Genomic DNA, 24,411 nt, shown 5'->3' with positions numbered 1-24,411 from the left:
ACTTTCAAGTCGATCACCCTTACCCTTGTCCAGTCCTTCCCGTAAGAATGCTCCTCCTGTTCCCGATCGAGAGGGACGTTTCGCGGTCGTCACGAACGTGGGGAGCAGGACGCGGTGGAAGCGTCGATGTTGCAGCGTGGAGCATGATTCGGAACCGGAGGATGTTGACGCGCATTGCGCCACAGCTTTCCGACAAGATCATGCTCATATGAGGACACGCAGACGAACAACGCGGCGCGTACGGCGAAATCGTGTGGTCCCGGCATCCCGATGCTGATGCCGTGTCCGATGCGTGAGCGCATTGTGGCGGAAACCGGGGCAAGACAGCCGGTCCCCGGGGAGCGTGTCATAGGCCGTCAGACCATCGCGCAGGGAGGGCCGGGATGTCTCAGCCGAACCTGGGGTTCCTACCCCGTGCATTTTTCCCGCACGGGGGCCGATGGGGCGCCAAGCTCCCGGTCTTCCCTGCTGCCTCCGATCGAGCGGGAGGCCAAGGCGAGCATGACTCGGATGCTTCTCCACCGCGAGGACGCGAGCCGATGCGACCGCTACCACCGCTGGCTGTTTGACAACGCCCACGAACTTCGCTGGCTATGCGCCATCGCGCGGAGCTGGATTGAACGTACACTGACAGATGTGACGGCCTTCACAGCTGATCCGCGCAGCGCATGTTAGGACTCAACGAAGAGAAAAGCCGGGCTGCCGGCCCGAGGAGTCGACCGCCGTGACGGAAACATCGACGACGACGCAGACCGACAAAGTCGCCCTGATCACCGGGGCGGCGCGCGGCATCGGGCTGGCGACAGCAAAGAGATTTCTGCACGAGGGCTGGCGTGTGGCCCTGCTCGACATCGAGAAGAAGCTGCTCGACGACGCTACGGCCGCACTCGAATCTCCCGATCGAACGCTCGCCCTGCATTGCGACGTCGCGGAAGCCGCGATGGTCGCCGATGCGTTGGCGCGCCTCGCCGACCGGTTCGGCCGTCTCGATGCGCTGGTCAACAATGCCGGTGTCGCACGCTTCGCTCCGATCATGGAAACCAGCGAAGCCGACTGGCAACGCATCCTCGACGTCAATCTGACCGGGCCGTTTCTGTGCACGCGGGCCGCGGTCCCGCTGATGCGCGAGCGCGGCGGCACCATCGTCAACATCACCTCGATTTCCGCCGTCCGCGCCTCCACACTGCGCTCCGCCTACGGCACCAGCAAGGCGGCGCTGGCGCATCTGACCAAGCAACTCGCGGTCGAGCTCGCATCCGCCGGCATCCGCGTCAACGCGGTAGCGCCGGGCCCGGTGGAGACCGCGATGGCCAAGGACGTGCATACGCCGGAGATCCGCGCCGACTATCACGACGCCATCCCGCTCAACCGTTACGGCCTCGAGGACGAGCTCGCCGAGGCCATCTTGTTTCTCAGCTCCGAACGCTCCAGCTATATCACCGGACAGATCCTGGCCGTCGATGGCGGCTTCGACGCCGCGGGAATCGGATTGCCGACCTTGCGCGGCCAACGCAGGAACACGTGAAACGATGCCGAGCCGGATGCGCATCATCCTGACCTTGCTGCTGGCGGTCGTCCTGTGGGGAATCGCGACGATGCTGGCGCGCGCCGACGTCCGCATCATCTCCTCGCCCGGCGGCGAGGTGGGGCCGTTCATCGATCTGTTCGAGAAGGTTCGCGCCTCCGGCGAGCGTGTCATCATCGACGGTCCCTGCCTGTCGGCCTGCACGCTGGTGCTCAGCGTCGTGCCCGAGGACCGCATCTGCGTGACGCGGCGAGCCACCCTCGGCTTCCACGCCGCACGCTCGGTCGACCGGCGCGGCCGCGCTTATGCGGAACCCGAGGCTTCCAAGCTGGTGCTGCAGACTTATCCCACGCCGGTGCGCGGCTGGATCGAGCGCCGCGGCGGCCTGACGTCGCGGCTTCTGTTGTTGCGCGGGCGCGAGCTCAAGGCGATGTACGCCTCGTGCCGCTAGCGGCGTCACGCCTCGTAGCCATCCGCCGGGGAATTGATCATCCACGGAATGCCGAAGCGATCGACGCCCATGCCGAAGCCCTTCGACCAGAAGGTCTTGCCGAACGGCATGGTGACGGCACCGCCTTCGAGCAGGGCGTGGAACTTACGCTCCGCCTCGGCCGGGTCTGCGATCTGGAGCGAGACCGAGATTCCGTGCGGCTTGCCTTGATAATATTCGGGCGGCGAATCCGAGGCCATCAGGACGCCGCCGCCGATCGAGAAGCGCACATGCATGATCCTGTCCTTGTGCTCCGGTGCAGAAGGCATCTCCGGCGGCGCCTCGCCATAACGCATCATCATGTCGACCTTGGCGCCGAGCACCTCGCCGTAGTGCTTGAGCGCCTGCGCGCAATCGCCATTGAATGTCAGATAGGGACAGATCATCGTCATCCTCCTTGGTTGAAAGATCATTTTTCAGCGCAGCAGCGGCAGAAGCGCGCGCAGGCGGCGGTCGCGCAGCCACAAGCCGCCCCACAGCAGGAGTCCGAGATAGAGGCCGAACAGGACGTGGCTGAACAGCGGACTGCCGATGCGGACATGCGAGGCGATGGCGCCGCCGAGATAGCCGGTGAGCAGGATCGCGCCGACGAACGATGTCGGCGGCAGGATATAGAGCACGGTGCAGAGAAGCGTGATGAGGCCGAGCGCCCGCGCCATGGCGTCGCCTGCTCCATAGCCCATCTGATCCAGCGTCTGGGTGACGACGGGCAGAGGGATGAGCTTGACCGCGCCGTCGAACAGCAGGAACAGCGTCACCAGACCGCTCAGGATGCGGCCGCTCCACAATTCGGCGCGCGAGACCGGCTCTTCCATCGTCGTCATCTGCAGCTCCTCTCCGTGATGCTGCTCCCAGGACGAATGAAGGATCGTGCCGCCGACAGCCCGGTGCAGAATTTTAGACCGAATCTCGGCAGTATTTCACTGGCCGACCCGAGCCTGAGCCGTCGCGCTGTCGCGCATCAGGCGATCGAGCTGCATGCGGATATGCGCGGCCTCCGCCGAGCTGTGCGCCAGCGCGATGGCGCGGTCGAAGGCGGTCCGCGCCTCGTCATTGCGCCCGAGCTGCATCAGCAGCGCGCCGCGCACGCCGAAGAAATAGAAATAATTGGCAAGCCGCCCTTCGAGCGGCGCAATCAAATCGAGCGCCGCCTCGGCCCCGCGCACCTTGGCGACGGCGACGGCGCGATTGAGCGTCACCACCGGCGAGGGCTGCACCACTTCCAGCGCGCCATAGAGAAGATCGATCTGCGTCCAGTCGGTGTCCTCCGGGCGCGCGGCGCGCGAATGCAGCGCCGCGATCGCCGCCTGGATCTGGTACGGGCCGCTGTGGCGGTGGCGGATCGCCTTGTCGATCAGGGCCACGCCTTCCGCGATCATCGGCTGGTTCCACAGCGAGCGATCCTGTTCGTCGAGAAGGATCAGCGTCCCCTCCGCATCGAAGCGGGCGGCGCTGCGCGCGTGTTGCAGCAGCAGCAGCGCCGTCAGCCCCATGATTTCGGGCTCGCTCGGAAACAGCCGCAGCAGCAGCCGCGCCAGCCGGATGGCCTCCTCGGACAGCGGCTGGCGCAGCGCCGCGGTCTCGCCGCTGGCCGAATAGCCCTCGTTGAAGATCAGGTAGATCATGGCCGCGACCGCGGTCAGGCGCTCGGCGCGCTCGATCGCGCCCGGCGTCTCGAACGGCACGTCCGCCTGCGCGACGCGCGCCTTGGCGCGGGTGATGCGCTGCTCCATCGCCGCCTCGCTGACCAGGAAGGCGCGGGCGATCTGCTTCACCGTCAGGCCGGACACCACCCGCAGCGCCAGCGCGATCTGCTGCGTCGCCGGCAGGTCCTTGTGACAGCAGATGAACAGCAGGCGGAGGATGTCGTCGCGGTAGTGCGAGCCGTCGAGCCGCTCGGCGAGCGCGCTCTCGGCGTCGTCGAGATCGGAGATCGCCTCGTCATCCGGCAGCGGCTGCTCGCGGCGGACCCGGCGGACATCGTCGATGGCCGCGTTGCGTCCGACCATGATCAGCCAGGCCGCAGGATCGCGCGGCGGACCGTTCTGCGGCCAGCTCTTCAGGGCGCGCAGGCAGGCGTTCTGGAACGCCTCCTCCGCCGTGTCGAGGTCGCGGAAATAGCGCAGCAGCGCGCCGACGGCCTGGGGTCGTGCCGATGTCAGGGCCGCATCGATCCAGGCCGTATCGGTCATGCCAGCGCTCCACCCGGCCTGAACGTGCCGACGGGACGGATCTCGTAGGAGCCGCCGGGATTGGCCTCGCCGAGCTCGCGTGCGACCTCCAGCGCCTCATCGAGATTGGCGCAGTCGACGAGATAGAAGCCGAGCAGTTGCTCCTTGGTCTCGGCATAGGGGCCGTCGATGACGAGCGGCGGATCCTCCTTCCGGAGCGTCGTCGCGGCCGTGGTCGGCAGCAGCCGCGCCACCGGCCCGAGCCGCCCCTGCTTGGCGAGCTTCTCCTGGATGACGGCAAGCTTGGCCATGACCGCGGCATCCTGGTCCTTGCTCCAGGCGCAGACGACATCCTCGTCATGATAGCAGAGCAGCGCGTACAACATCGGCAGGCATCTCCCTTCGTCTTCAAGACGGCGGAGTATGCCTCCGGCCGACAGTCCCACGAAGTATTTTCGCGGGGTTCCGCCCGCAGGAACAAGCCGCCTACCAGGAGATGCCGTACTTGGCCGCGATGTTGCGCGCCCGGCTCTCCTGCGCGCTCTCGCGCGGCTGCCTGGCGCGCGCGGCCTGCCGCTGCGAGTTGGCCGGGCCCTGCCCTTGCCCTGCGGCGCTCGGTCCACCTTGGCTGCCCGCGTTCGGGGACATACCGTCCTGCGTCTGGCCGCCGGCCTGCGGCTGACTGCCCTTGCCGATCGAGATGCCGTTGGCCGACAGGATCGACCCGACATCGATGGTCTGGGCCTGGACCGAGGCAGACGCGACGACGAAAGCAGTGGCGAGAAGCAATTTGCGCATGACGATTGTCTCCATGTTGATGGGCGGAGATTGGCGTGCCCGCGCGATCTGGTATGTGGAACACGTCACATAAGCTCGAGGACCCTCCGATGACCAAAGGCGCGCTGGCGCTCCTGATCCATGGCGGCACCGACAACTGGTCGCCACAGCGCTGGAAGGCGCGTTTCGACGATGTCTGCGGCGACCGCCCTGTGGTGCTGCTGCCCGATCCCGGGCTCGATCCAGCCGAGGTGCATTACGCCGCGGTCTGGAAGCCGGTCCCCGGCGAGCTCGCCGGCTTTCCGAACCTGCGCGTGATCTTCAACCTCGGCGCCGGCGTCGACGCGCTGATGGCGGACAAGACGCTGCCCAGCGTGCCCCTGGTCCGCGTCGCGGTGGACGATCTCACCGCGCGAATGACCGAATATGTCGTGCTGCACGTGCTGATGCATCATCGCCAGGAGCTGTATCTGCGCGAGTCGCAGCGCGTGAAGCGCTGGGCGCCGAAATACCAGTGGCCGGCGGCCGCGATCGGCGTCGGCGTTCTCGGACTGGGCACGCTCGGGATCGACGCAGCCGAGGTGCTCAAGCGATTGGGCTTCCAGGTCGCCGGCTGGAGCCGCAGCGCCAAGCAGGCTGACGGCATCGAATGCTTCCATGGCGCGGCGCAGCTCGACGCGTTCCTGGCGCGGACCGACATCCTGGTGTCGCTGCTGCCGCTGACGCCGGATACGCGCGGCATTCTCGACCGCAAGATGTTCGCCAAGCTCAGGCGCTCATCACCGCTCGGCGCCCCCGTCATGATCAATGCCGGCCGCGGCGGGCTGCAGAACGAGGCCGACATCCTCGCCTGCCTCGACGACGGCACGCTTGGTTCGGTCTCGCTCGACGTGTTCGGCCAGGAGCCGCTGCCGGCCGACAGCCCGTTCTGGACCCACCCGAAGGTGGTGCTGACGCCGCACAATGCAGCCGACACCGACGCCGACGCGATCTCCCGCTACGTCGCCGAGCAGATCGCGACCTTCGAGGCCGGCGGGGCGCTGCGCAACCTGGTCGATCGCGTCAGGGGATATTGAAACGCTATCCTTTGCCGACCATCACATCGATTGCGCCGGCGACGATCGCCTCCAGCTCCTGACGCGACGCCCGCGCGCGAGCGCGGACCGCGATCGAGTGGATCGTCGCCGACGCCAGCCGCGCCAGCACGGCGGGGTCGGCGTCCGCAGGCAGCTCGCCCTGCTCCTTGGCGCGGCGGAAGCAGCGCGCAAACGCCATGTCGAGCTCGGTCAGGGCGTTCTGCACCATGGCGCGGATGTCGGGATCGGCGACCGCTTCCGAGCCCGCCGTCATCACCGTGAAGCAGCCGCGCGGCCCCTCCTCGCCCGAGAGATAGATGTCGAGTGCGGCGGCGAAGATCTTCTGCAGCTGCTCGCGCACCGGCCAGTCGTGACGGAAGATCTCGCCCATCACGGCGCGGGCGTTGTCGCGGTAGCGCTGATAGCTCTTGATGTAGAGCTCGCGCTTGTCGCCGAACGCGCCATAGAGGCTCGGCCGGTTCATGCCGGTGGCGGCGCTGAGATCGTCGAGCGAGGTCGCGGCGAATCCGGTCGACCGGAACAGGTCGAGCGCCTTGCCGAGCGCGACATCCGGCTCATACGCCCGCGGCCTCCCGCGCCGCTTCGGCTCGACCGGGGCGGTTGCCTTTTTTAGGGGATGGTCGCCCTGCGGCGGCCCTTTCTTTTTTTGTACCATTTCGCAATAAATTCCTTGACCGGCCTTATATTATGCGAGACAGTATAAAAATCAATCAACGCTCCGGTCCGGAGCCCGAGGGAGACGTCCATGGACCTGTATTTCTCGCCACTCGCCTGCTCGCTCGCCACCCGCATCGCGCTGTATGAAGCTGGCGCTGCGGCGAATTATCTCGAGGTCGACCCGAAGACGAAGATCGTCCTCAACGACGGCTCCGATTTCCGCGCCGTCAATCCGCTCGGGCTCGTCCCGACGCTCCGCACCGATGACGGCGACCTGCTGACCGAGAATGCCGCGATCCTGCAATATGTCGCCGATCGCTTCCCCGAGGCGAAGCTCGGCACCGGCCCCGGCATGGACCGCAGCCGGCTGCATCAATGGCTCTGCTTCATCGGCACCGAGCTGCACAAGGGATTGTTCATCCCGATCCTCGACAAGACCGCGCCCGAGGAGATGAAGGCCCATGTCCTGAAGAAGAACCTGTCGCGGCTCGATCATCTCGAGAACCACCTGCGGGATCGCGACTATCTGCTTGATCATTTCACGGTCGCCGACGCGTATCTCGTCACCGTGATCAACTGGACCATGGCAACGCCGCCGGTCCAGCTCGCGAAATGGCCGGCCGTGAAGGCGTACTACGAGCGCCTGCGCGTGCGGCCGTCGATCGCCCGTGCCATCGCCGAGGAGTTCGAGCTCTACAAGGCGGAACTGGCGCGGCATAAGGCGGCGGCGTAGGCCGCATACGAGTTTCATCTCCCTCTTATGGGGAGATGAAATTCTGCGAGGAGATTAAACATTGCTCAATGAGCACATCTCCATCGTGCCGAACGCTTGACCGAGATGACTTCGGGTTGCAATCCTCGAATCGCAGGAGGATTGCACGTGGCAACCACATCCGTAAGAGACCGATTGCTGGCGGACCGGCGCGCGCTGCTCGATCTGGGCACGCGCAACCGGCTCGTGCACATCCCGCTCAAGACCAAGACCATCCGCACCATTGACATCGTCGGCGCGCGCTCTGCTGCGCTCTTCGAGCTTCTCGGCGAAGGCAAACGCTTCACGTTCCTTCCGACGAAGGCTGAGACTGCGGAGACGGACGGCACCCTGCCCTTGAGCGAGCCGGCGCCGCGATCCGACACGCCGACCACCAAGGGGGACCAGGGAGGTGATGATTCGGAGTCGCAGACGCGGCAGCCGGACACCCGGCTCAAGACCCGGCTGTCATCGGAGGCGCTGCAGAAGCGCCTGCTGGATATCTGGTACGACGCACGAACGCTCGAGGAAGAACAGGGCGTCAATATCCTTTATCTCGCCTTCGGGCTGCTGAAATGGTTCGAGGACGACAAATCCGACGTCGAGCGCTTCGCGCCGCTCGTCCTGCTGCCCGTTCGCCTCGAACGCAGCAGCGCCGCCGATCGGTTTCACCTGGTCTCGCGCGCTGAGCCGCCGTCGCCGAACCTCTCGCTCCAGGCCAAGCTCGACGCCGAGTTCGGACTCAAGATCGAGGATTTTGGCGACGAGGACGACGTCGATATCGCGACCTATCTCGCCGGCGTCGCGGAGACGGTCGCCAACAAGCAGAGGTGGGAGGTCAGGGCGGACGCGATCGTCCTCGGCTTCTTCTCGTTCTCCAAGTTCCTGATGTATCGCGATCTGGACCCCGACAACTGGCCCGCAGATGGCAGCCTTGATCGTCATCCCCTGATCTCAGCGCTGCTTCAGGACGGCTTCGAGGGCGCGGAGCCGATCGTGGCCGACGACGGCAAGATCGATTCCGTCATCCAGCCGGTGGCGATGAACCATGTCGTCGATGCCGATTCATCCCAGGCCGTGGTGATCGAGGAAGTGGTCCGTGGACGCGACCTCGTCGTCAAGGGACCGCCTGGGACCGGCAAATCGCAGACCATCACCAACATCATCGCGTCGGCGGCCGCCGAGGGAAAAACGGTGCTGTTCGTGGCCGAGAAGATGGCGGCGCTCGAGGTCGTGCACCGGCGGCTGAAGCATGTCGGTCTCGGCGCGCTCGCGCTGGAGCTGCACTCCAACAAGGCCAACAAGCGCGTTCTGCTCGAAGAGCTGAAACGCTGCAAATCGGCTGAGGTCCCGGTCCCGCGCGGCGAAGCCACCCTGGTCCAGCGCCTGACTGACAGCCGTGACGGCCTCAACCGGCATGCGGACATGATGCACCAGCCGCAGCAGCCGAGCGAGCTGACGCCATTCAGGCTGCTCGGTCACCTCGTGCGCTGCGGGGACATCTCCGCGCAGCCGCCCTACCCGTTGCAGGGCGCGCCCTCCTGGTCTCCCCTGGATCTGGAGCGGCGGCGTGAGCTGATCGCCGAGCTCGCCGAACGAATTGCAGCCGACGGCGCGCCGCACCTGCATCCCTGGCGCGGCGTCGGCCGCGACGCGCTCGATCCAGCCGAAATGACCGAGCTGCGGAGATCGCTGGGCGACATTTCGAACGTTGTCAGCAACGCATCCTCAGGCGCCGCCCGCCTCGGCACGCTGCTCGATCTCCCGCCGCCGGCCACCTTGGCCGATGCCGCGGGGATACTCGCCTTTGCGGAGGTCGCGGCCGCGATGCCGGAGTGCGATCGGACTGCCTTCCGCGAGGCCGTCTGGAGCCAGGCCGGACTCATCACGGACATCGTCGACAAGGGACTGCGCTACGCGAAATTAAGGACGGCCTTCGAGAGCGCCTTCGTCGAGGCCGCCTGGGATGCACCGATCGCCAATTGCCGCAAGGTCATCGCCGAGAAGGGCCGCTCCTGGCTGCGCCTGCTCAGCCCGCGTTATCGCCAACAGGTGGCGCTGCTGGCCTCGTACCTGAAGGTGCCGATGCCGAAAACGCTCGAGCAGCGGCTTCTGCTGATCGACGGCCTGATCGCGGCGCAAGCCGCTCGCCGGTCCTTCGAGGAGGTCGAAGCCGCCGGCAGCACCGCCTTCGGGACCGCGTGGCAGAAGGAACGGTCGGATTGGGATGCGCTTTCCAAATTGGCGACCTGGTGGACTGCATTCCCCAAACCGTTTGCAAGCGATGAAACGCGCCAGCGGCTGACGCAGCTGACGCTGTCGGCCGATGATCGGCGATCGATCGAACAGCTCAACCACAGCCTCGCAAGTCTGATGTCCGGCCTCCGCGGGCTGATCGTCTCTCTCCAGTTGGAGCCCGCCCGCATCCCACTCGACGCCGGCGACCAGATCCGGCTGGACGAGCTGTCGCAGACTTTGTCGGAGTGGCAGAACGCGACCGAGCGCCTCACCCGCTGGATCGCGTTCATGGGCCGGGTCCGCCTTGCGCGCGCGCAAGGTCTCGCCGCGCTGGTCGATCGCGCGCTCGATGGCTCCTTGCCGGGCGAAGCGCTCGAAGCCGCTTTCGACCGATCCTATTACGATGCCATGCGCAGCGTGATCTTCGCTAACCATCCTGAACTGAAACGTTTCGACGGCGAATCGCACGATCGGCTGGTCGACGGCTTCCGCAAGCTCGACGTCGCGCGGATGCAACTGGCCCGCGATCAGATCGCCCACGAGCATGCCGCGGCGCTGCCGCGCAACGCCGGCGGCATCGGGCCGCTCGGCGTGCTGAACGGCGAACTTGCCAAGAAGCGCAACCATCTGCCGATCCGTCAACTCCTGGAGCGCGCCGGCCCGGTCGTCCAGCAGATCAAGCCGATCTTCCTGATGAGTCCGCTGTCGGTGGCGCAGTTCCTGAAGCCCGGCGCGATCGCCTTCGATCTGCTGGTCGTCGACGAGGCCTCGCAGATCGAGCCGGTCGATGCGCTCGGCGCCGTCGCGCGCTGCCGGCAGATGGTGGTGGTCGGCGACGAGCGGCAACTGCCGCCGACGCGCTTCTTCGCGAAGCTGACAGGCAATGATGACGAGGACAACGACGACGAGGATCAGCCGACATTCCAGGTCAAGGATGCGGAAAGCATTCTCGACCTCTGCCTTGCCAAGGGCCTCTCGCATCGGATGCTGAACTGGCACTATCGCAGCAAGCATCAGTCGCTGATCGCCGTGTCCAACAAGCAGTTCTACGACAACCGGTTGTTCATCGTGCCGAGCCCGTACGACGCCGTCGCGGGAATGGGGTTGAAGTTCAACTACAACCCCGATGCACACTACGAACGTGGAAGCAGCCGGACCAACCCCAGGGAAGCGCGGCTCGTCGCCGAGGCCGTCATGCGCCATGCGCGCGAGACGCCGGACCGAAGCCTTGGCGTCGCGACCTTCTCGGTGGCGCAGCGCCAGGCGATTCAGGATCAGCTCGAAATCTTGCGTAAAGAGAACCCGGAAACGGAGACGTTCTTCGTCCGCGGTGCCAGCGAGCCGTTCTTCGTGAAGAACCTCGAGAACATCCAGGGCGACGAACGCGACGTCATCTTCATCTCCATAGGCTATGGGAGAACGAAGGAAGGCTTCGTCTCGATGAGCTTCGGTCCCCTCAACTCCGACGGAGGCGAGCGCCGGCTGAACGTGCTGATCTCGCGCGCCAAGCTCCGTTGCGAGGTCTTCTCCTCGATCACCGGCGACGACATCGACCTGTCGCGCGCCAAGGGCCGCGGCATCGCGGCGCTGAAGACGTTCCTGACCTTCGCGCAGACGGGGCAGCTCGGCATCGCGCAGGAGACCGGGCGCGATCCCGACTCGGTGTTCGAGGAGCAGGTCGCCGCCAGGCTCCGGGCGCTTGGTCACGACGTGAAGACCCAGATCGGCACCGCCGGATTCTTCGTCGATCTCGCTATCGTCGACCCCGACAAGCCCGGCCGCTTCCTGCTGGGGATCGAATGCGACGGCGCCCAGTACCATGCGTCTCGTTCGGCGCGGGACCGCGACCGCCTGCGACAGAACGTGCTGGAAGCGCATGGCTGGGTGCTGCATCGCATCTGGTCGACGGACTGGTTTCTCCGACCCAAGGAGGAAACCGAGAAGGTCCTCCGCGCGATCGACGCTGCGAAGGCGCATTGGCGGGACATCGACCAAGGGACTGCTCGAGCTGAACCCGAGCCTCCGGCAAACCCCGATGTGCCGGCGCCGGAGCAGACCGAGCAGCGCCCTCTGGAGATCCTCGCACAGGCACCAACGGTGGCCCCCTATGAAGAGGCGAAGCTGCGCGTCCGTCGGGAGATCGAGCCGCACGAGACGCCGCTCGCCGACATGACGCGGCACGTCGTCGAGATCGTCGCCATCGAGGGACCGGTGCATGAATCGGAAATCATCGTCCGGATCAGATCGGCCTGGGGCCTTGCCCGCGCCGGCAATCGCATCCGCGATGCCGTGCGAACGGCGCTGAAATCGGCAGTCGCGAAGGGACAGATCGCTGGAGGCCCGTTCTACGCCGTGCCCGGCCAGGCGATCGTCGTTCGAAGCCGCGAGGACGTGCAATCGCAGTCTTTGCGCAAGCCCGAGATGCTGCCGCCGGAGGAGATCAAGGCGGCCATCGTGCAGGTCGTGGAGCAAAACTACGGCGCCGAGGAAGACCAGTTGATCCAGGCGGTCGCCCGGCTGTTCGGTTTCGGTTCGACCAGCGCCCAGTTGCGCGAGGCGTTGCAAGGCAGCCTCGAGGATCTTCTCGCCGCAGGAAACCTGCGCCGCGAGGGAGAGCTGCTGATCAAGCCGCAGGAGGTCTCGCCGGCTGCGCAGGACTGACCGGCTGAATTGGTGCTAGGAGCTCACAGCCCGAACGCCGCTTGCCAGCCGCCGAAATCAGCGATCCGGCCGCGCCCCTCCCCGCCAAGGCATCGGACCAGGATTGCACGGGTCCGTCCCTGCCACTATCCTTGGACGGACACGCGCTGGCCCGCATCCAATAGGAGCGCCCCATGCCGACCGCGACCCTGGCTCCCCTGGACGAGACCATCACGATCGCGGAGCTGACGCGCGATCCCTATCCGATCTACCGGCGGCTGCGACGCGAAGCGCCGGTGCTGCGGGTCAAGTCGGTGGGCCGGACGTTCCTCACCAAGGCGGCCGATACCAAATATGTGAAGGACAATGCGGCGCTGTTCTCGTCCAACGATCCGAACACGCCGATGAAGCGCGCCTTCCTCGCGCATACCTTGATGCGCAAGGATCACGACGAGCACCGGACCGAGCGCATGGCGATGATGCCCGCCCTGATGCCGAAGACGATCGAAGCCGTCTGGGAGCCGCTCTACGCCAAATTCGCCACTGATTATCTCGACCGCCTGCCGCGCGGCGAGGTCGTCGATCTCTTCCCCGCCCTCGCAGGCCCCTTGGCCGCGCGCATTCTCGCTGAAGTGATGGGCATTCCCGACGCCGGCGATGCCGACATGCAGCGCTGGTCGCAGGCCCTGATCGACGGCGCCGGCAATTTCGGCTGGACGCCGGGGCCGTTCGACGCGTCTGATATCGCCAACGCGGAGATGGACCGCTGCATCCGCGCCAACATGGAGCGCGTGCGCGCCGAGCCGGATTCGTCCGCGCTCTCCTTCATGGTGAACGCGAAGAACCCGATCCCGGACAGCCAGATCATCGCCAACATCAAGATCGCGATCGGCGGCGGCATCAACGAGCCGCGCGACGCCCTGCTGACGATCCTCTATGGCCTGCTGACCAACCCGGAGCAGCTCGAAGCCGTGCGCGCTCAGGACAAATGGCGCTCCGCCTTCGAGGAAGGGGTGCGCTGGGTGGCGCCGATCCAGGCGAGCTCACGCCTCGTGATGGAAGACACCGAGATTCGCAGCTGCCTGATCCCGAAGGGCGACACCGTGATGACGATCCAGGCCTCCGCCAACCGCGACGAGGACCTCTTCGACAATGGCGAAACCTACAACGCGCTGCGCGACCCCAACCCCCACCAGGCCTTCGGCAACGGCCCGCATCATTGCGCCGGCGCGCACCTCTCGCGGCGCACCGTCGGCGCCATCCTGCTGCCGATGCTGTTCGAGCGCTTCCCCGACATGACGCTGCCCGATCCCGCGAGCGTGCGCTGGCACGGCTTCGGCTTCCGCGGCCCGCTCAATCTGCCGGTTCGGCTGCAGTAGGACCGGCCCGCGGGGCCTGCGGATGGAGCGGCGTCGCGCGAGGAGACGAGTTCGGGCGATGCTGGACTGATCGGCGACGACGTCACGATCGGCTGACGGTCCGCGATCCGGCCGCGGATCCTGCCCTGGATTCGGCCCTGGATCGGATCGCGGGAGCGGACGGCACGCTTGCTCCGGTCAAGTCGTCGCATGTCGCCACGGCGGCGTGACGCACCGAGACGGTCGTGCCGGGCCGGCCGGCCACGGTCGTGACCTCGGCACCGAGCTGCTTCGCCAGGGCCATGATGATGCCGGTGCCCAGGCCCCCCTTCGGCCGGCCGTTCACCTGCAATTTCCCCGTTCCATTGTCCGAGACGGACAGGGTCCAGCCGGCTCCTGAGGACTCGTAGATCACGGTGATCAGCCCATTCGCGGTGTCCTCGGGAAAGGCGTGCTTGAGGGAGTTGATGACGAGCTCGGTGACGATCAGCCCGAGACTTTCAGCTTCGCTCGTCGTCGCCTGACCGTCACCGCGGGTTTCGATCCTGGTCCGCTGCTGGTCGGCGATCATCGATTGCGAGATCGCCTGGCAGAGCCTCGCGAAATGCGGTCCGAGCGCGATCACGCCGCTGCGCGCGGAGGTGTGGAGACTCTGCTGGATGTTCGCGAACGAGATGACCCGATCGCGGGCGTCGTCCAGGTGGCGTCGCGCCTCCTCGGAGCCGACGGACCGTGCCTTCAACGAGATGATGCTGGCGATGATCGCCAGGCTGTTGCCGACCCGGTGCTGAAACTCCTCGAGCAGCATGTCCTTCTGACGCAGCAGCTCCTCGTTCCGGCGCGCCATCGCGCGCTCGCTGGTGACGTCCTCGAGGCCGAGCAGGATGGTCGTATGGGACCCGACCGTGTAGGACACCTGCCGGGCGTTCAGCCGCATCGCCCGGGGGCCGACGGCGGGAAAAACGTGCTCCACCTCGAAATCATGCAGCGCGCCGGTGTTGGAGAAGATCTGGCCCAGCCACGACTTCAGCGCCGGAATATTCCAGGCGCCGTCATCCAGCTCATAGAAGAGTTGTCCCAGCACATCCTCGGGCGCCGCGGAGAAGGTGAGATAGAACGAACGGCTGGCGGCAATCACGCGGAGATCGTGGTCGAGGACGAGCAGCGGCTCCCGGACCGTGTCCACAATGGCTTCGGCAAGTGCGCACGCGTCAGACGCGTCGGAAAACTGCTGCTTGAACATGTGGTCCCCTCCCTACGCAACACTTCACCCCGTCACGAACGCTTCGCGCGTCCCGCCTTCAAGCGGCGAAACGAAACGCGGAGCCCGGCGGCGAGTTATGGGCAGCTAGCGATGCGGACAGAACCGTCTGTGCAAGACAGACCACCCGCGCGCTGCACACCCGCAGCTAGTTCTGCTGCTCCGCCTGCAGGTTGTCGTTCAGGACGGCTTGCAGCAGCGCCGGATAGACGACGATCTCGCCGTCATATTCGATCAGGCCCGCCCTTCTGAACTTGTTCATGAAATGACTGACGCGCGACCGCGTCGTGCCGATCATCTCGGCCAGCGTTTCCTGGCTGATTCTTGGAATGACCGGCAGCGGCGTTTCGTCACGGCCGTAATTGGCCATCGTCAGAAGCAGCCGCGCCAGCCGCTTTTCGCTGCTATGGAAGAGCTGGTCGATCAGGTCCGCTTCGAACCGGTCGATCCTGGCCAGCAGAAACGCGATGAACATCTCCGCAAGCTCAGGGTAGAGGCGAAGCGCTGCGATCATCGTCTTCTTGGCGATGGCGGTGACCACGCAATCCTGCAGCGCGAATGCCGAGCCGGTATGCACCGCCTGCCGCGTCAGACAGCCTTCGCCAAGAAACTGCCCGGCATCGACGATGCCGATGACCGCTTCCTTACCGACGTCGTTGACGACGGTCAGCTTGATCTTTCCCTGTTGGAGAAAGAACAGGACGTCGGCCGGATCGCCCTGGGCGAACACGCTTCCCCCCTTGGGAACCTTCAGGACCTTCTGGCCCGGGCAAACCTTGTCGAGAAAGGCCTTCGGATCAAATCTGGCGAGGTTCGAACTCGGCACAGCCCCCATCCCGCTCGATGGACATGTTGATGGACATGCCGAACTTTACGGTGGAAACCTCCTCTCGCTTTGCGCTAGATCAATCTGCTTATCATCCTCCGATTGAGCTTTCGGCGAGGCCGGGGCGCCGCGAGCGCCATTCTGCAATCGATGCGAGACCTTCCATGCGATGTCGCCACTCACACGATGGAGGATGCTCACGGCGGAGCCGCCTCGAACGAGAGACCGACGTGCACCAGACCCCGCGCGTTCGACCATCTCCTCAGCGCGAACCGGCCGAGCGAATGAGGCCTCACCGCATCCTCGCGGTCGTTCATCCGTGGTGATCGACCACCTGTTTGGGTTGCACGGACCAGGCCGCGGGCGTGTCGTCGCGGTCGGCTGCGGCCGCAGCCGCCGTCGCCCGCACCTTGCCGGGCGCGTGATGCGCCGGCGCATAGATCGCATGGACCTGCATCGGCGTCGGGCCGATGTTGGTGATGTTGTGCCAGGTCCCGGCCGGAACGAGCACGCACCAGCCGTTCGACACCGTCTGGTCGAATGTCAGCCTGTCCTTCGCGGGCCCATCTGCACCCGGCCGCGGCCGGCATCGAGCCGCAGGAACTGATCGGTTTCCGGATGCGCCTCCAGGCCGATGTCGCCGCCGACCGGAATCGACATCAGCGTCACCTGCAGATTAGCGCCCGCTCCAGGCGACCGACCGATAATTGGCATTGTCCCGGGTCGCCCGCTCGATGTCGAACGCCTGCGGCTGCGGCCCGATGTCGGTGATCTCATCAGCAAGCACATCCATCACGGATCTCCCACCCGGCGGCCTTGCCGGCAAACCGTCCCGCCACGGGTCTAGCGATGATCCCGAAGCTGATCGGACACCGCCTCCTTGCCGAAGGCGTGGTCGAGCGCGCGCTTCAGCTTGTGGACCGCGCCACGCACGGCCTGCTCCATGAAGCTGTCCTGATGCGTCGCGACGATCGGCTCGCCGCCGTCACGGTGCACCTCGATCTTGCAGCTCTTGTCGTCGTGACCGGGCTTGTGGCTCACCGCGTCGCTGAGCTGCACGTCGATACGTCTGACCTGATCCTCGTAGCGATGGAGCACCGCATGAAGCGACGCCTTCACGTCCTGCGACAACTGCTCACCGCCCTCGACGTTTCCATCGACCCTGACGTCGATCAACATCCGTGTCTCCATCAGGTGAAGCGTCAAACGTCGCAGGATGGAATTCGCGATCATGATCGGCTCCCCAGCCTGGTCGTCATCCAGGCTTCGACGTCGCCGCACGGCACGCGACGCCATGACACGTCGTTCGCGGGCAGCGGCAAGGAATGAACGCCCCGTGATACAGCCGACGGTCTGAAGCGCCGCCTGATCCGCCTCGGGGCCTCTCGGGCGGGGCGAAGCGGCCGTTCAAGCGCGTCTCCCGATGTCTCCCGCGACCAGACTGCCAGAGGCGAACGCGAGCGGCTGATCAATATTGCGCAGTCAACCCCGGAGAATCAGGCGCAACCTGCGGCGACCCAACGTTCGAGTCTGCATCGGAGATGGGACGATGGATTGTCCGATCACATTTCGCTGCCCCCAGACCGGGTCCGAGGTCGATGCCATCCTGCACCAGCCGAAAGACGACTGTCGGTTCGAGACCGTGACCTTCGAGACCGTGAGCTGCCCGGCCTGCACGAGATTTCACTTCATCCACGCCATGACCGGCGCGCTCATTCCTCCGACCCTGCTCGGCCCGGCGAATTGGACGCCGTAGCGGCGGGCGACGCCGACGCGCAGCAACAAAGTAGACTGTACCCTCACCGCAGTCCATTGAAGCGGCAGGGATGTCCGCAAGCGTCTACATCACAATGCCGAAAGATAGGAGCGGCCATCTTCATGGCATCAATTGCTGCTCACCTTAACATCTACAGCTTGCTTGATATTAAGGTCATATTTGCAGATGACCGTACTGTGCACCATCGCGCCGAATCCATTTTGGAACTGGGCTTCCTTCTCGACTAGGGTCACAATGCCGCTCTTTACGTAGTTGTCTCCCTTGTAGAAAGTGCTGAAAGCGAGGAATGGAAATTTCGGTTCGCCAAACTTTGCAAGCTTCTGTGCTTCAGTCTTGCATGACGCCTGACCGTACGAAATGTCTCGGAAGTTATTCACGAGATCAGCATTGTCTGAACATCGGCGCCAATCTGATTTGCAGGTAGGATTGGCCTTCTCTTTTTCGTCATCGCGATCTCCTATGATCGCGCCTACACCGATAAAAACGAGCAAGAGCACGAAAACGCTGGCGCATCCTCGGTTCGCCTTCTTGGGTAACGGGCGTTCGGCCTCGTGAGCGGATTCGCTCTTGAGCCATCGCTGCGCACGTGCGGCGGTCAGCGGATCGGACGACGGATATTCCGCGATCGGGTGGCCGCATTGCGGGCAGGCAGATGCGCGGACGCTCACGCGAGCGCCGCACTCAGGACACTCAATAAGAGCCATAGCTGGCTCCGTTCAACAAATTTGAATCGCCGTAGCCGTCCTTTGGTGGCCCCACATCTTCAACCCCTCCGCGAGTTACTCAACTTAGACAGGCTCTCTCACTCCGGCAAGTCGAATGCCAATTCCATAGATTTGATCCACGGGAGCAGGCGCCGTGGCGGGCTTTTCGGTCTGGTTTCGCTGTCAGCGCCAAACGCAAGATGCATAGGCCTGTCCAGCTCAACAAAAATTTCTGTTTCTCTTTTTCGGAAATCATGTTATGTACAACGCCGTCTCGCGCTCACTGAAGGGGCGTTTCGCGATCGTCACGGGCCGTGGAGCGTGGGATGCGGTGGCCGCCTGGGGTCGCAGTGCGCGTTTCGCGTGCGGACGAACGAGCCCGAGGCGGACGGTCAAGCCGTGTGGTCCCGACACCCCGACGCTGGTGTCTTGGTCGGCGACATCCCGATGACGGGGGCAAGCAAGCCCGGTCCCCTGGGAGAGCACGGAGCAGCCGTTCAACCCATCGCGCAGGGAAGGCCGGTTGTTCGGCCAATCCTGTGGTGACTGCCGCCTGCTTTTCTTTCTGCAGGCGGGCCATGGGTGCGGCCTGCACCCGGCCTTCCCTGCGCCCTTCTCTTGGAAGGGCGTGCCTGAGAGCAAAGCTCGGACGCGAACGCGCGCCGCGAGGCTGCGAAGCCGCGCTTACAGGTCGGGGATGTCAGGTTGAGCGCCGGGAATGGCGCTCCCTAGGGGAATCGAACCCCTGTTTCAGCCTTGAGAGGGCCGCGTCCTAACCGCTAGACGAAGGGAGCGTGAGGTGAACCGCATAGCCTCGAAATCGCCGCGCCGCAAGACGGGGGATGGGAAATTTCGTGGGGTGAGTGCCTCGAGGGTCTTTCCCTGTGGGGACCCCCACCCCCGACCCCTCCCCGCAAGGGGGAGGGGAGTGGACTGCCCGGGTGGCGAAGGGATCGGCCATCATAGGATGGAAACAGCCGGCCAAGGCGGCGGTGGGCTCCCTCTCCCGCTTGCGGGGGAGGGTTGGGGTGGGGGCGCTGCCGGCGCCGGTGCCAATGGAGAGAGTTCCCCCACCCGCATCGCATCTTCGATGCGATGCGACCTCCCCCGCAGGCGGGGGAGGCGCTGACCGCCCGAGTCGGCAGAGATGGGGCAGCAACGCAATAATGGCTGGCGTCCGGGCGAAACCGCCCCTGCCCCTTACGGCTCCACCGCGAAGCGGAGGCGGCCGGTGGGTTTCAGGGACTTGGCGTCGAAGGTGCGGATCTCGGTGGCGCCGCCGACATCCAGCGTCACGGCCAAGCGGTCGCCGGCGGTGCCGGTGGCGACGATGCGGGCGCCCTTGGGCAGCATGGCGGTGAGGTCGGGGCCCGAAGCTGTGCTTCCATCGCCGCGGAAAAGGCGGTAGCCGATGGCGACCAGAAGCACTGCGATCGCGATCGAGGTGGTCACGCCCGCGATCATCATCATGCGCCGCAGCCGCGCCATCAGCTGGGCCTGCTCGGGCGATGACGGCTCGGGCGCAACGGTGGAATTCATGGACATCTCGACTTCACAATCCCACGGTCTGATGACGGTCACGGTCGCCGGCGACGAAGGCTCGCCACGGCTCGATCGCGTGCTCGCGGTCCGGCTGCCGGAGCTGTCGCGGTCGCGGCTGAAGGCGCTGATCCTGGCCGGTCAGGTCAGCCTCCGCGCCGAGGCGGTGCGGGACCCCGCTTATCACGTCACAGCCGGCGACACGATCACAATCGACGTGCCGGAAGCGGTGCCGGCCGAGCCGGCGGCCGAGGCGATCCCACTGAAAATCATCTACGAGGACGACGACATCGTCGTCATCGACAAGCCGGCCGGCCTTGTAGTGCACCCCGCCGCAGGGCACGAGACCGGCACCCTGGTGAACGCGCTGATCGCGCATTGCGGCGCCAGTCTTTCCGGGATCGGCGGCGTCAAGCGCCCCGGCATCGTGCACCGGCTGGACAAGGACACCACCGGGCTGATGGTGATCGCGAAGAACGATCGGGCGCACGCCTCGCTCAGCGCGCAGTTCGCCGATCACGGCCGCACCGGCGCGATGGAGCGCGGCTATCTGGCGTTCGCCTGGGGCGTGCCGCACCGGCCGCATGGCACCATCAACGCAGCCATCGACCGGCATCCGCATGCCCGCGACAAGATGGCGGTGCGGCCCAAAGGCCGCGAGGCCATCACCCATTACGAGGTGCAGGAGAGCTTTCTTGGCCGCGACGGCAAGCCGGTGGCGTCGCTGATCGCGTGCCATCTCGAGACCGGGCGCACCCACCAGATCCGGGTGCATCTGGCTCACCTCGGCCATCCGCTGCTCGGCGATGCCGTCTATGGCCCGCATTTCAAGACCAAGGCGAACCAGCTCGCGTCGGCCGCGCGGGACGCGCTCGAGGCGCTCGGACGGCAGGCGCTGCACGCCTATCTGCTGGTCATCGAGCACCCGCGGACGGGAGAAATAATGCACTGGGAATCGGAGCTGCCGGAGGATCTCATGCTGTTGAGGAGCGCCCTGCGAGCGGCGCTATGACGCAGCGCCTTCAGAAAAACGCAAGCATGCCAGCAGGTTATGGCAGCCACACGGGGACGTGACCCCCGGAATCCTTCCACCGGGGGGCGAAAATGGTGTATGTTGCGCCTGCGTCGAATGGTCGACGCATGGAACGTCGCAAACCGGCCGGCTTTAACCAAGCGACCGCTTTGCCTGGCCCGCCGCTATCGGGGGCCTGAACCAACTGGAGGGCGCTCGATGGCCCGTACAGCTACACTCCCGGTTCTCAATGGAGAATCCGGACTTTCACGCTACCTCGCCGAGATCCGCAAGTTCCCGATGCTGGAACCGCAGGAGGAGTACATGCTCGCCAAGCGTTGGCGCGAGCATGACGACAGCGACGCAGCACATAAACTCGTGACCAGCCACCTCAGGCTCGTGGCCAAGATCGCCATGGGCTACCGCGGCTACGGCCTGCCGATATCCGAAGTCGTTTCGGAAGGCAATGTCGGCCTGATGCAGGCGGTGAAAAGGTTCGAGCCCGAGAAGGGCTTTCGCCTCGCCACCTACGCCATGTGGTGGATCAAGGCGTCGATACAAGAGTACATCCTGCGTTCCTGGTCGCTCGTGAAGATGGGCACCACCGCGAACCAGAAGAAGCTGTTCTTCAACCTGCGCAAGGCCAAGAGCAAGATCTCCGCGCTGGATGAAGGCGATCTGCATCCGGATCAGGTCAAGCTGATCGCGAAGCGCCTCGGCGTGACCGATCAGGACGTGGTCGACATGAACCGCCGCCTCGGCGGCGACGCCTCGCTGAACGCGCCGATCCGCGACGACGGCGAAGCGGGCGAATGGCAGGACTGGCTGGTCGATACCTCGCCCAACCAGGAAGCCATCATGGCCGAGCACGAGGAATATGACCACCGCAGGCAGGCGCTGAACGGCGCGATCGGCGTGCTCAACGCGCGCGAGCGCCGCATCTTCGAGGCGCGGCGCCTGGCCGACGAGCCGATGACGCTCGAGGACCTCGCCGCCGAGTTCGGCGTGTCGCGGGAGCGCGTGCGCCAGATCGAGGTGCGCGCGTTCGAGAAGGTGCAGTCCGCCGTCAAGGGCGCCATCGCCAAGCAGGAGGCGGCGGCCCTCGAGGCCGCGCATTAGCGGCGCGGCTTGCGGCTTGAAGGTGGTCTTTGGATGCGATCGGAGCCGGCGGAGACGCCGGCTTCTTGTTATGTGATCAGTTTGTTATGTGATCAGTCCGGCGCAGCGCGGGCGAGCCCGGCGAGCGCACAGCCCTCGCAATAGCGGGCATCCTTGTAGTCGATCCAGTTGTGCGCATAGATCCGCTCCCGCGGGATCTGATAGCGCAGCCGGAGCAGCTTCGAGAGAATGCGCCACGCGGCGACCTGGGCTTCGGTGGCGGGCCGGGTGACGTCGGGATAGTTGCCGGCGAACTCCACGCCGATGGAATTGTCGCGGACGACCTTGCGATAGGTCGGGCCGTTGTCGATATAGCGGTTGTCGTTGCGGTTGGCGCCGTCGCCATGCAGCGTCACCAGGGTTTCCGGCACCGCCCAATACACCGTGCCGTCGGTTTCCACCCACAGGGTGACGCCGCGCCGTTTCGGGTTCTTGGCTTGCGCCAGCGCCCCTGATCGCGCCGATCCCGCCGGTCCTTCGGTCTGGTGGACGATGATGTTGGTCCAGGGATGGGCCTTGGCCGGATCGCCCCACGGCGCCAGCCAGACCATCTTCAGACCGGGGATGTCCGGCGTGCCGGACGAGCGGGCGAGCGACGTGAGATCCTCGGCCGAGACCGGCGCAGGAAGAAGAAGCAGCGCGAGCGCTGCGCGGAGGAAGAACAGAACCGGCCTCATGGCCGGCAACGATAGCACCGGCTACCCGGCGGTGGCATCCTGCCGGCGCGGCGGCGCCATCATCGGCTCGATCTGGTCCGGCGCCAATGCCGGCGTCTCATGGTCACTGGCGAAGACGGCATAGCGGTTCTTGCCCTCCTTCTTGGCGGCATAGAGCGCCTGGTCCGCCCGCGCCATCAGCCGGTCGGGGAATGCGCCGACATCCTCGGTCCATTCGGCGATGCCGATCGAGACCTCGATCGGCACCTCGGCGCCGGCACAGGCCTCCGCATCGTCGCGGCAAACCTGCAGGATGCGCCGCGCGATCATCGCGCCTTCGCGCAAGGCGGACGCCGGCAGCACGATGCAGAATTCGTCGCCGCCGGTGCGCGCCAGCATGTCGCCGGGGCGCAGCCGGGTCTGGGCCATCAGCGTGAAGTGCTGCAGGCAGGCATCGCCGGCGGCATGGCCATGGGTGTCGTTGATGATCTTGAAGCCGTCGAGGTCGATCACCAGCAGCGCGAACGGCCGCCGCGAGCGCTCGGCGCGCGCGCATTCCTCGCTCAGGCGCTGCATCAGGTGACGGCGGTTGGCGACGCCGGTGAGATCGTCGAGCAGCGCGAGATCGGCGACCTCGTTGCGCAGCCGGTCCACCGCCATCAGCAGGAAGCCGAAGTTGAGCGACATCGACAGGAAGATCAGCAGCAGCACCGCGGCGGCCTGGCCGCTGGTGGAGTGGCTGAAATTGAAATCGGCGCCGACGAACGCCCCGATCGACCGCGCGGCAAACACCGCGATGATCAGAACGGACAGCAGGCCGGCCAGCCGCGCTCCCGGATTGACGGGCCCGCGCCTCGCATCCAGCACCAGCCGCGCGATGATCGCCATGGGGACCGCCTGCCCGATCGAGTAGCATAGGATCCTCAGCGGGCCGTGGTCGTACACGTATTGAAAGAATGCGATCGACGCACAGGTCATCGCGACGACGATCAAGCTCAGCCGCCACGACGCCCTGTAGCCATAGAAGCGCTCGACGCCCATCGCCGCGAGGCAGATCGCGAAGGTCATCAGCGAGCCGCCGGCCAGCAGCGGAACGAACGAGCCGAAATAGAACCGCGTCAGCGCGAACGTCGCCGCCGGCGCGCACATGAACGCAGACGCCGTCCAGTACCGCGCCGAATCCAGATTGGGATAGCTGCGCATCACGTAGGCCCAGATCAGGCCCAGCGCGAGGAAATTGACCACGAAGGCGGTCCATAGCGTCGGAACGTTCAGCATCCCGACAGCAGGACGCCGCAGCTCCTGTCCTCGATGTTCAATAGCGCCGCGCTCATGAGCTACCCTGTTGTTCGCGGCAACATGGGCGCGGCGCAGTTAACGGTTCCTCAAGGTCGCAACCAAGATTGCGCCTTGGTTTTGAATCAATGAAGACACCTTTTACGATCCGCTAACCTTGTCACGACCTGCGTGCCAACGGCGCAACTGGCCGGCGAATGCATCGAGCTGTGGATAAGCGCAACCGTGCTGGTGACAGCGTGAGGCAGAGCTTCGCGAATCTGCTGGGATCGACACCCGAGGCTGATGCATGGCTGGCGTGCGCCAGCGAAGCCTCGAAGTCGCGTTGCAATCCATCAACTCCTGACGAGGATGCCATGGCGAAGAAGGCGAAGAAGGCCGCGAAGGCCACCAAGAAAGCTGCGAAGAAGACCAAGAAGGCTGCCAAGAAGAAGTAGTTGCACTTCCGGGTGGGAGCGCGGCTTCCACCCGGCTCTCA

24 protein-coding genes and 1 tRNA gene are annotated in these 24,411 nt (G+C 65.4%); 10 read left to right on the top strand and 15 right to left on the bottom strand.

The features are described from left to right. The first annotated feature begins 724 nt into the window (after positions 1-724). Positions 725-1,525, top strand: a complete 801-nt coding sequence (locus QX070_RS07680; RefSeq protein WP_315736305.1) for an SDR family oxidoreductase — start codon at positions 725-727, stop codon at positions 1,523-1,525. Positions 1,526-1,529: 4 nt separating this feature from the next. Further along, positions 1,530-1,976 (top strand): hypothetical protein, encoded by a 447-nt coding sequence (locus QX070_RS07675; RefSeq protein ID WP_315736304.1) that lies wholly within the window; start codon positions 1,530-1,532, stop codon positions 1,974-1,976. A 5-nt stretch (positions 1,977-1,981) separates the two neighbouring features. Here QX070_RS07675 and QX070_RS07670 read toward each other — a convergent pair whose 3' ends face one another. The 5 genes from QX070_RS07670 to QX070_RS07650 all read right to left on the bottom strand — a co-directional run bounded on the left by QX070_RS07670 (position 1,982) and on the right by QX070_RS07650 (position 4,984). Further along, positions 1,982-2,401, bottom strand: a complete 420-nt coding sequence (locus tag QX070_RS07670) for a VOC family protein (RefSeq protein ID WP_315736303.1) — start codon at positions 2,399-2,401, stop codon at positions 1,982-1,984. Between the two features lie 30 nt (positions 2,402-2,431). Beyond that, complete coding sequence (locus QX070_RS07665) at positions 2,432-2,803, bottom strand: DoxX family protein (RefSeq protein WP_315737036.1); 372 nt, start codon at positions 2,801-2,803, stop codon at positions 2,432-2,434. A 132-nt stretch (positions 2,804-2,935) separates the two neighbouring features. Then, complete coding sequence (locus QX070_RS07660; RefSeq protein ID WP_315736302.1) at positions 2,936-4,207, bottom strand: RNA polymerase sigma factor; 1,272 nt, start codon at positions 4,205-4,207, stop codon at positions 2,936-2,938. Continuing rightward, positions 4,204-4,572 carry a YciI family protein gene (locus tag QX070_RS07655; RefSeq protein ID WP_315717600.1) on the bottom strand — a complete coding sequence of 123 codons (369 nt, stop codon included), beginning with the start codon at positions 4,570-4,572 and terminating at the stop codon, positions 4,204-4,206. Before QX070_RS07655 ends, QX070_RS07660 begins: the two co-directional genes overlap by 4 nt. Before the next feature lie 100 nt (positions 4,573-4,672). Beyond that, positions 4,673-4,984 (bottom strand): hypothetical protein, encoded by a 312-nt coding sequence (locus QX070_RS07650; RefSeq protein WP_315736301.1) that lies wholly within the window; start codon positions 4,982-4,984, stop codon positions 4,673-4,675. An 89-nt stretch (positions 4,985-5,073) separates the two neighbouring features. Here QX070_RS07650 and QX070_RS07645 point away from each other — a divergent pair, with 89 nt between their 5' ends. Beyond that, positions 5,074-6,039 carry a glyoxylate/hydroxypyruvate reductase A gene (locus QX070_RS07645; RefSeq protein ID WP_315736300.1) on the top strand — a complete coding sequence of 322 codons (966 nt, stop codon included), beginning with the start codon at positions 5,074-5,076 and terminating at the stop codon, positions 6,037-6,039. Between the two features lie 4 nt (positions 6,040-6,043). Here QX070_RS07645 and QX070_RS07640 read toward each other — a convergent pair whose 3' ends face one another. Continuing rightward, positions 6,044-6,715, bottom strand: a complete 672-nt coding sequence (locus QX070_RS07640; RefSeq protein ID WP_315736299.1) for a TetR/AcrR family transcriptional regulator — start codon at positions 6,713-6,715, stop codon at positions 6,044-6,046. 90 nt (positions 6,716-6,805) lie between these two features. Between QX070_RS07640 and QX070_RS07635 the strand changes: the two genes are divergently transcribed. From QX070_RS07635 to QX070_RS07625, 3 genes are all read left to right on the top strand, one after another. Continuing rightward, positions 6,806-7,450 (top strand): glutathione binding-like protein, encoded by a 645-nt coding sequence (locus QX070_RS07635; RefSeq protein WP_315736298.1) that lies wholly within the window; start codon positions 6,806-6,808, stop codon positions 7,448-7,450. Between the two features lie 96 nt (positions 7,451-7,546). Next, the gene (locus QX070_RS07630; RefSeq protein ID WP_315736297.1) at positions 7,547-12,367 is read left to right on the top strand and encodes a DUF3320 domain-containing protein; all 4,821 of its coding nucleotides are present in this window, start codon (positions 7,547-7,549) and stop codon (positions 12,365-12,367) included. Between the two features lie 173 nt (positions 12,368-12,540). Further along, positions 12,541-13,725 carry a cytochrome P450 gene (locus QX070_RS07625; RefSeq protein ID WP_315736296.1) on the top strand — a complete coding sequence of 395 codons (1,185 nt, stop codon included), beginning with the start codon at positions 12,541-12,543 and terminating at the stop codon, positions 13,723-13,725. Between the two features lie 82 nt (positions 13,726-13,807). On the opposite strand, the gene QX070_RS07620 is transcribed toward QX070_RS07625, so the two are convergent. From QX070_RS07620 to QX070_RS07605, 4 genes are all read right to left on the bottom strand, one after another. After that, the gene (locus QX070_RS07620; RefSeq protein ID WP_315736295.1) at positions 13,808-14,947 is read right to left on the bottom strand and encodes a sensor histidine kinase; all 1,140 of its coding nucleotides are present in this window, start codon (positions 14,945-14,947) and stop codon (positions 13,808-13,810) included. 166 nt (positions 14,948-15,113) lie between these two features. Beyond that, positions 15,114-15,800 (bottom strand): Crp/Fnr family transcriptional regulator, encoded by a 687-nt coding sequence (locus QX070_RS07615; RefSeq protein ID WP_315736294.1) that lies wholly within the window; start codon positions 15,798-15,800, stop codon positions 15,114-15,116. Positions 15,801-16,104: 304 nt separating this feature from the next. Then, a complete protein-coding gene (locus tag QX070_RS07610; RefSeq protein WP_315736293.1) occupies positions 16,105-16,320 on the bottom strand; it encodes a hypothetical protein in 216 nt (71 codons plus the stop codon). 314 nt (positions 16,321-16,634) lie between these two features. Beyond that, positions 16,635-17,024 carry an HPF/RaiA family ribosome-associated protein gene (locus QX070_RS07605; protein WP_315736292.1) on the bottom strand — a complete coding sequence of 130 codons (390 nt, stop codon included), beginning with the start codon at positions 17,022-17,024 and terminating at the stop codon, positions 16,635-16,637. Positions 17,025-17,340: 316 nt separating this feature from the next. On the opposite strand from QX070_RS07605, the gene QX070_RS07600 reads away from it, so the two are divergent. Continuing rightward, a complete protein-coding gene (locus QX070_RS07600) occupies positions 17,341-17,547 on the top strand; it encodes a hypothetical protein (RefSeq protein WP_315736291.1) in 207 nt (68 codons plus the stop codon). A 128-nt stretch (positions 17,548-17,675) separates the two neighbouring features. On the opposite strand, the gene QX070_RS07595 is transcribed toward QX070_RS07600, so the two are convergent. From QX070_RS07595 to QX070_RS07585, 3 genes are all read right to left on the bottom strand, one after another. After that, positions 17,676-18,272 carry a zinc ribbon domain-containing protein gene (locus tag QX070_RS07595; protein ID WP_315736290.1) on the bottom strand — a complete coding sequence of 199 codons (597 nt, stop codon included), beginning with the start codon at positions 18,270-18,272 and terminating at the stop codon, positions 17,676-17,678. 719 nt (positions 18,273-18,991) lie between these two features. Continuing rightward, positions 18,992-19,066 (bottom strand) — tRNA-Glu (locus QX070_RS07590). 406 nt (positions 19,067-19,472) lie between these two features. Continuing rightward, positions 19,473-19,811 (bottom strand): hypothetical protein, encoded by a 339-nt coding sequence (locus QX070_RS07585; protein WP_315736289.1) that lies wholly within the window; start codon positions 19,809-19,811, stop codon positions 19,473-19,475. A 31-nt stretch (positions 19,812-19,842) separates the two neighbouring features. On the opposite strand from QX070_RS07585, the gene QX070_RS07580 reads away from it, so the two are divergent. Further along, entirely contained in the window at positions 19,843-20,823 is a 981-nt protein-coding gene (locus QX070_RS07580; protein WP_315737034.1) for an RluA family pseudouridine synthase, read from the top strand. 219 nt (positions 20,824-21,042) lie between these two features. Further along, the gene (gene rpoH, locus QX070_RS07575; RefSeq protein ID WP_315737032.1) at positions 21,043-21,942 is read left to right on the top strand and encodes an RNA polymerase sigma factor RpoH; all 900 of its coding nucleotides are present in this window, start codon (positions 21,043-21,045) and stop codon (positions 21,940-21,942) included. A 92-nt stretch (positions 21,943-22,034) separates the two neighbouring features. On the opposite strand, the gene QX070_RS07570 is transcribed toward rpoH, so the two are convergent. Continuing rightward, positions 22,035-22,658: a peptidoglycan recognition family protein gene (locus QX070_RS07570; RefSeq protein ID WP_315736288.1), complete on the bottom strand. Its 624-nt coding sequence runs from the start codon at positions 22,656-22,658 to the stop codon at positions 22,035-22,037. Positions 22,659-22,679: 21 nt separating this feature from the next. Beyond that, positions 22,680-23,915, bottom strand: a complete 1,236-nt coding sequence (locus tag QX070_RS07565; RefSeq protein WP_315736287.1) for a GGDEF domain-containing protein — start codon at positions 23,913-23,915, stop codon at positions 22,680-22,682. A 257-nt stretch (positions 23,916-24,172) separates the two neighbouring features. Between QX070_RS07565 and QX070_RS07560 the strand changes: the two genes are divergently transcribed. After that, positions 24,173-24,370 (top strand): hypothetical protein, encoded by a 198-nt coding sequence (locus tag QX070_RS07560; RefSeq protein ID WP_315736286.1) that lies wholly within the window; start codon positions 24,173-24,175, stop codon positions 24,368-24,370. The last annotated feature ends 41 nt before the right edge of the window (positions 24,371-24,411 follow it).

Source organism: Bradyrhizobium sp. SZCCHNR1093 (assembly GCF_032381175.1).
GTDB lineage: Bacteria > Pseudomonadota > Alphaproteobacteria > Rhizobiales > Xanthobacteraceae > Bradyrhizobium.
This window is presented reverse-complemented; position numbering and strand designations above follow the sequence as displayed.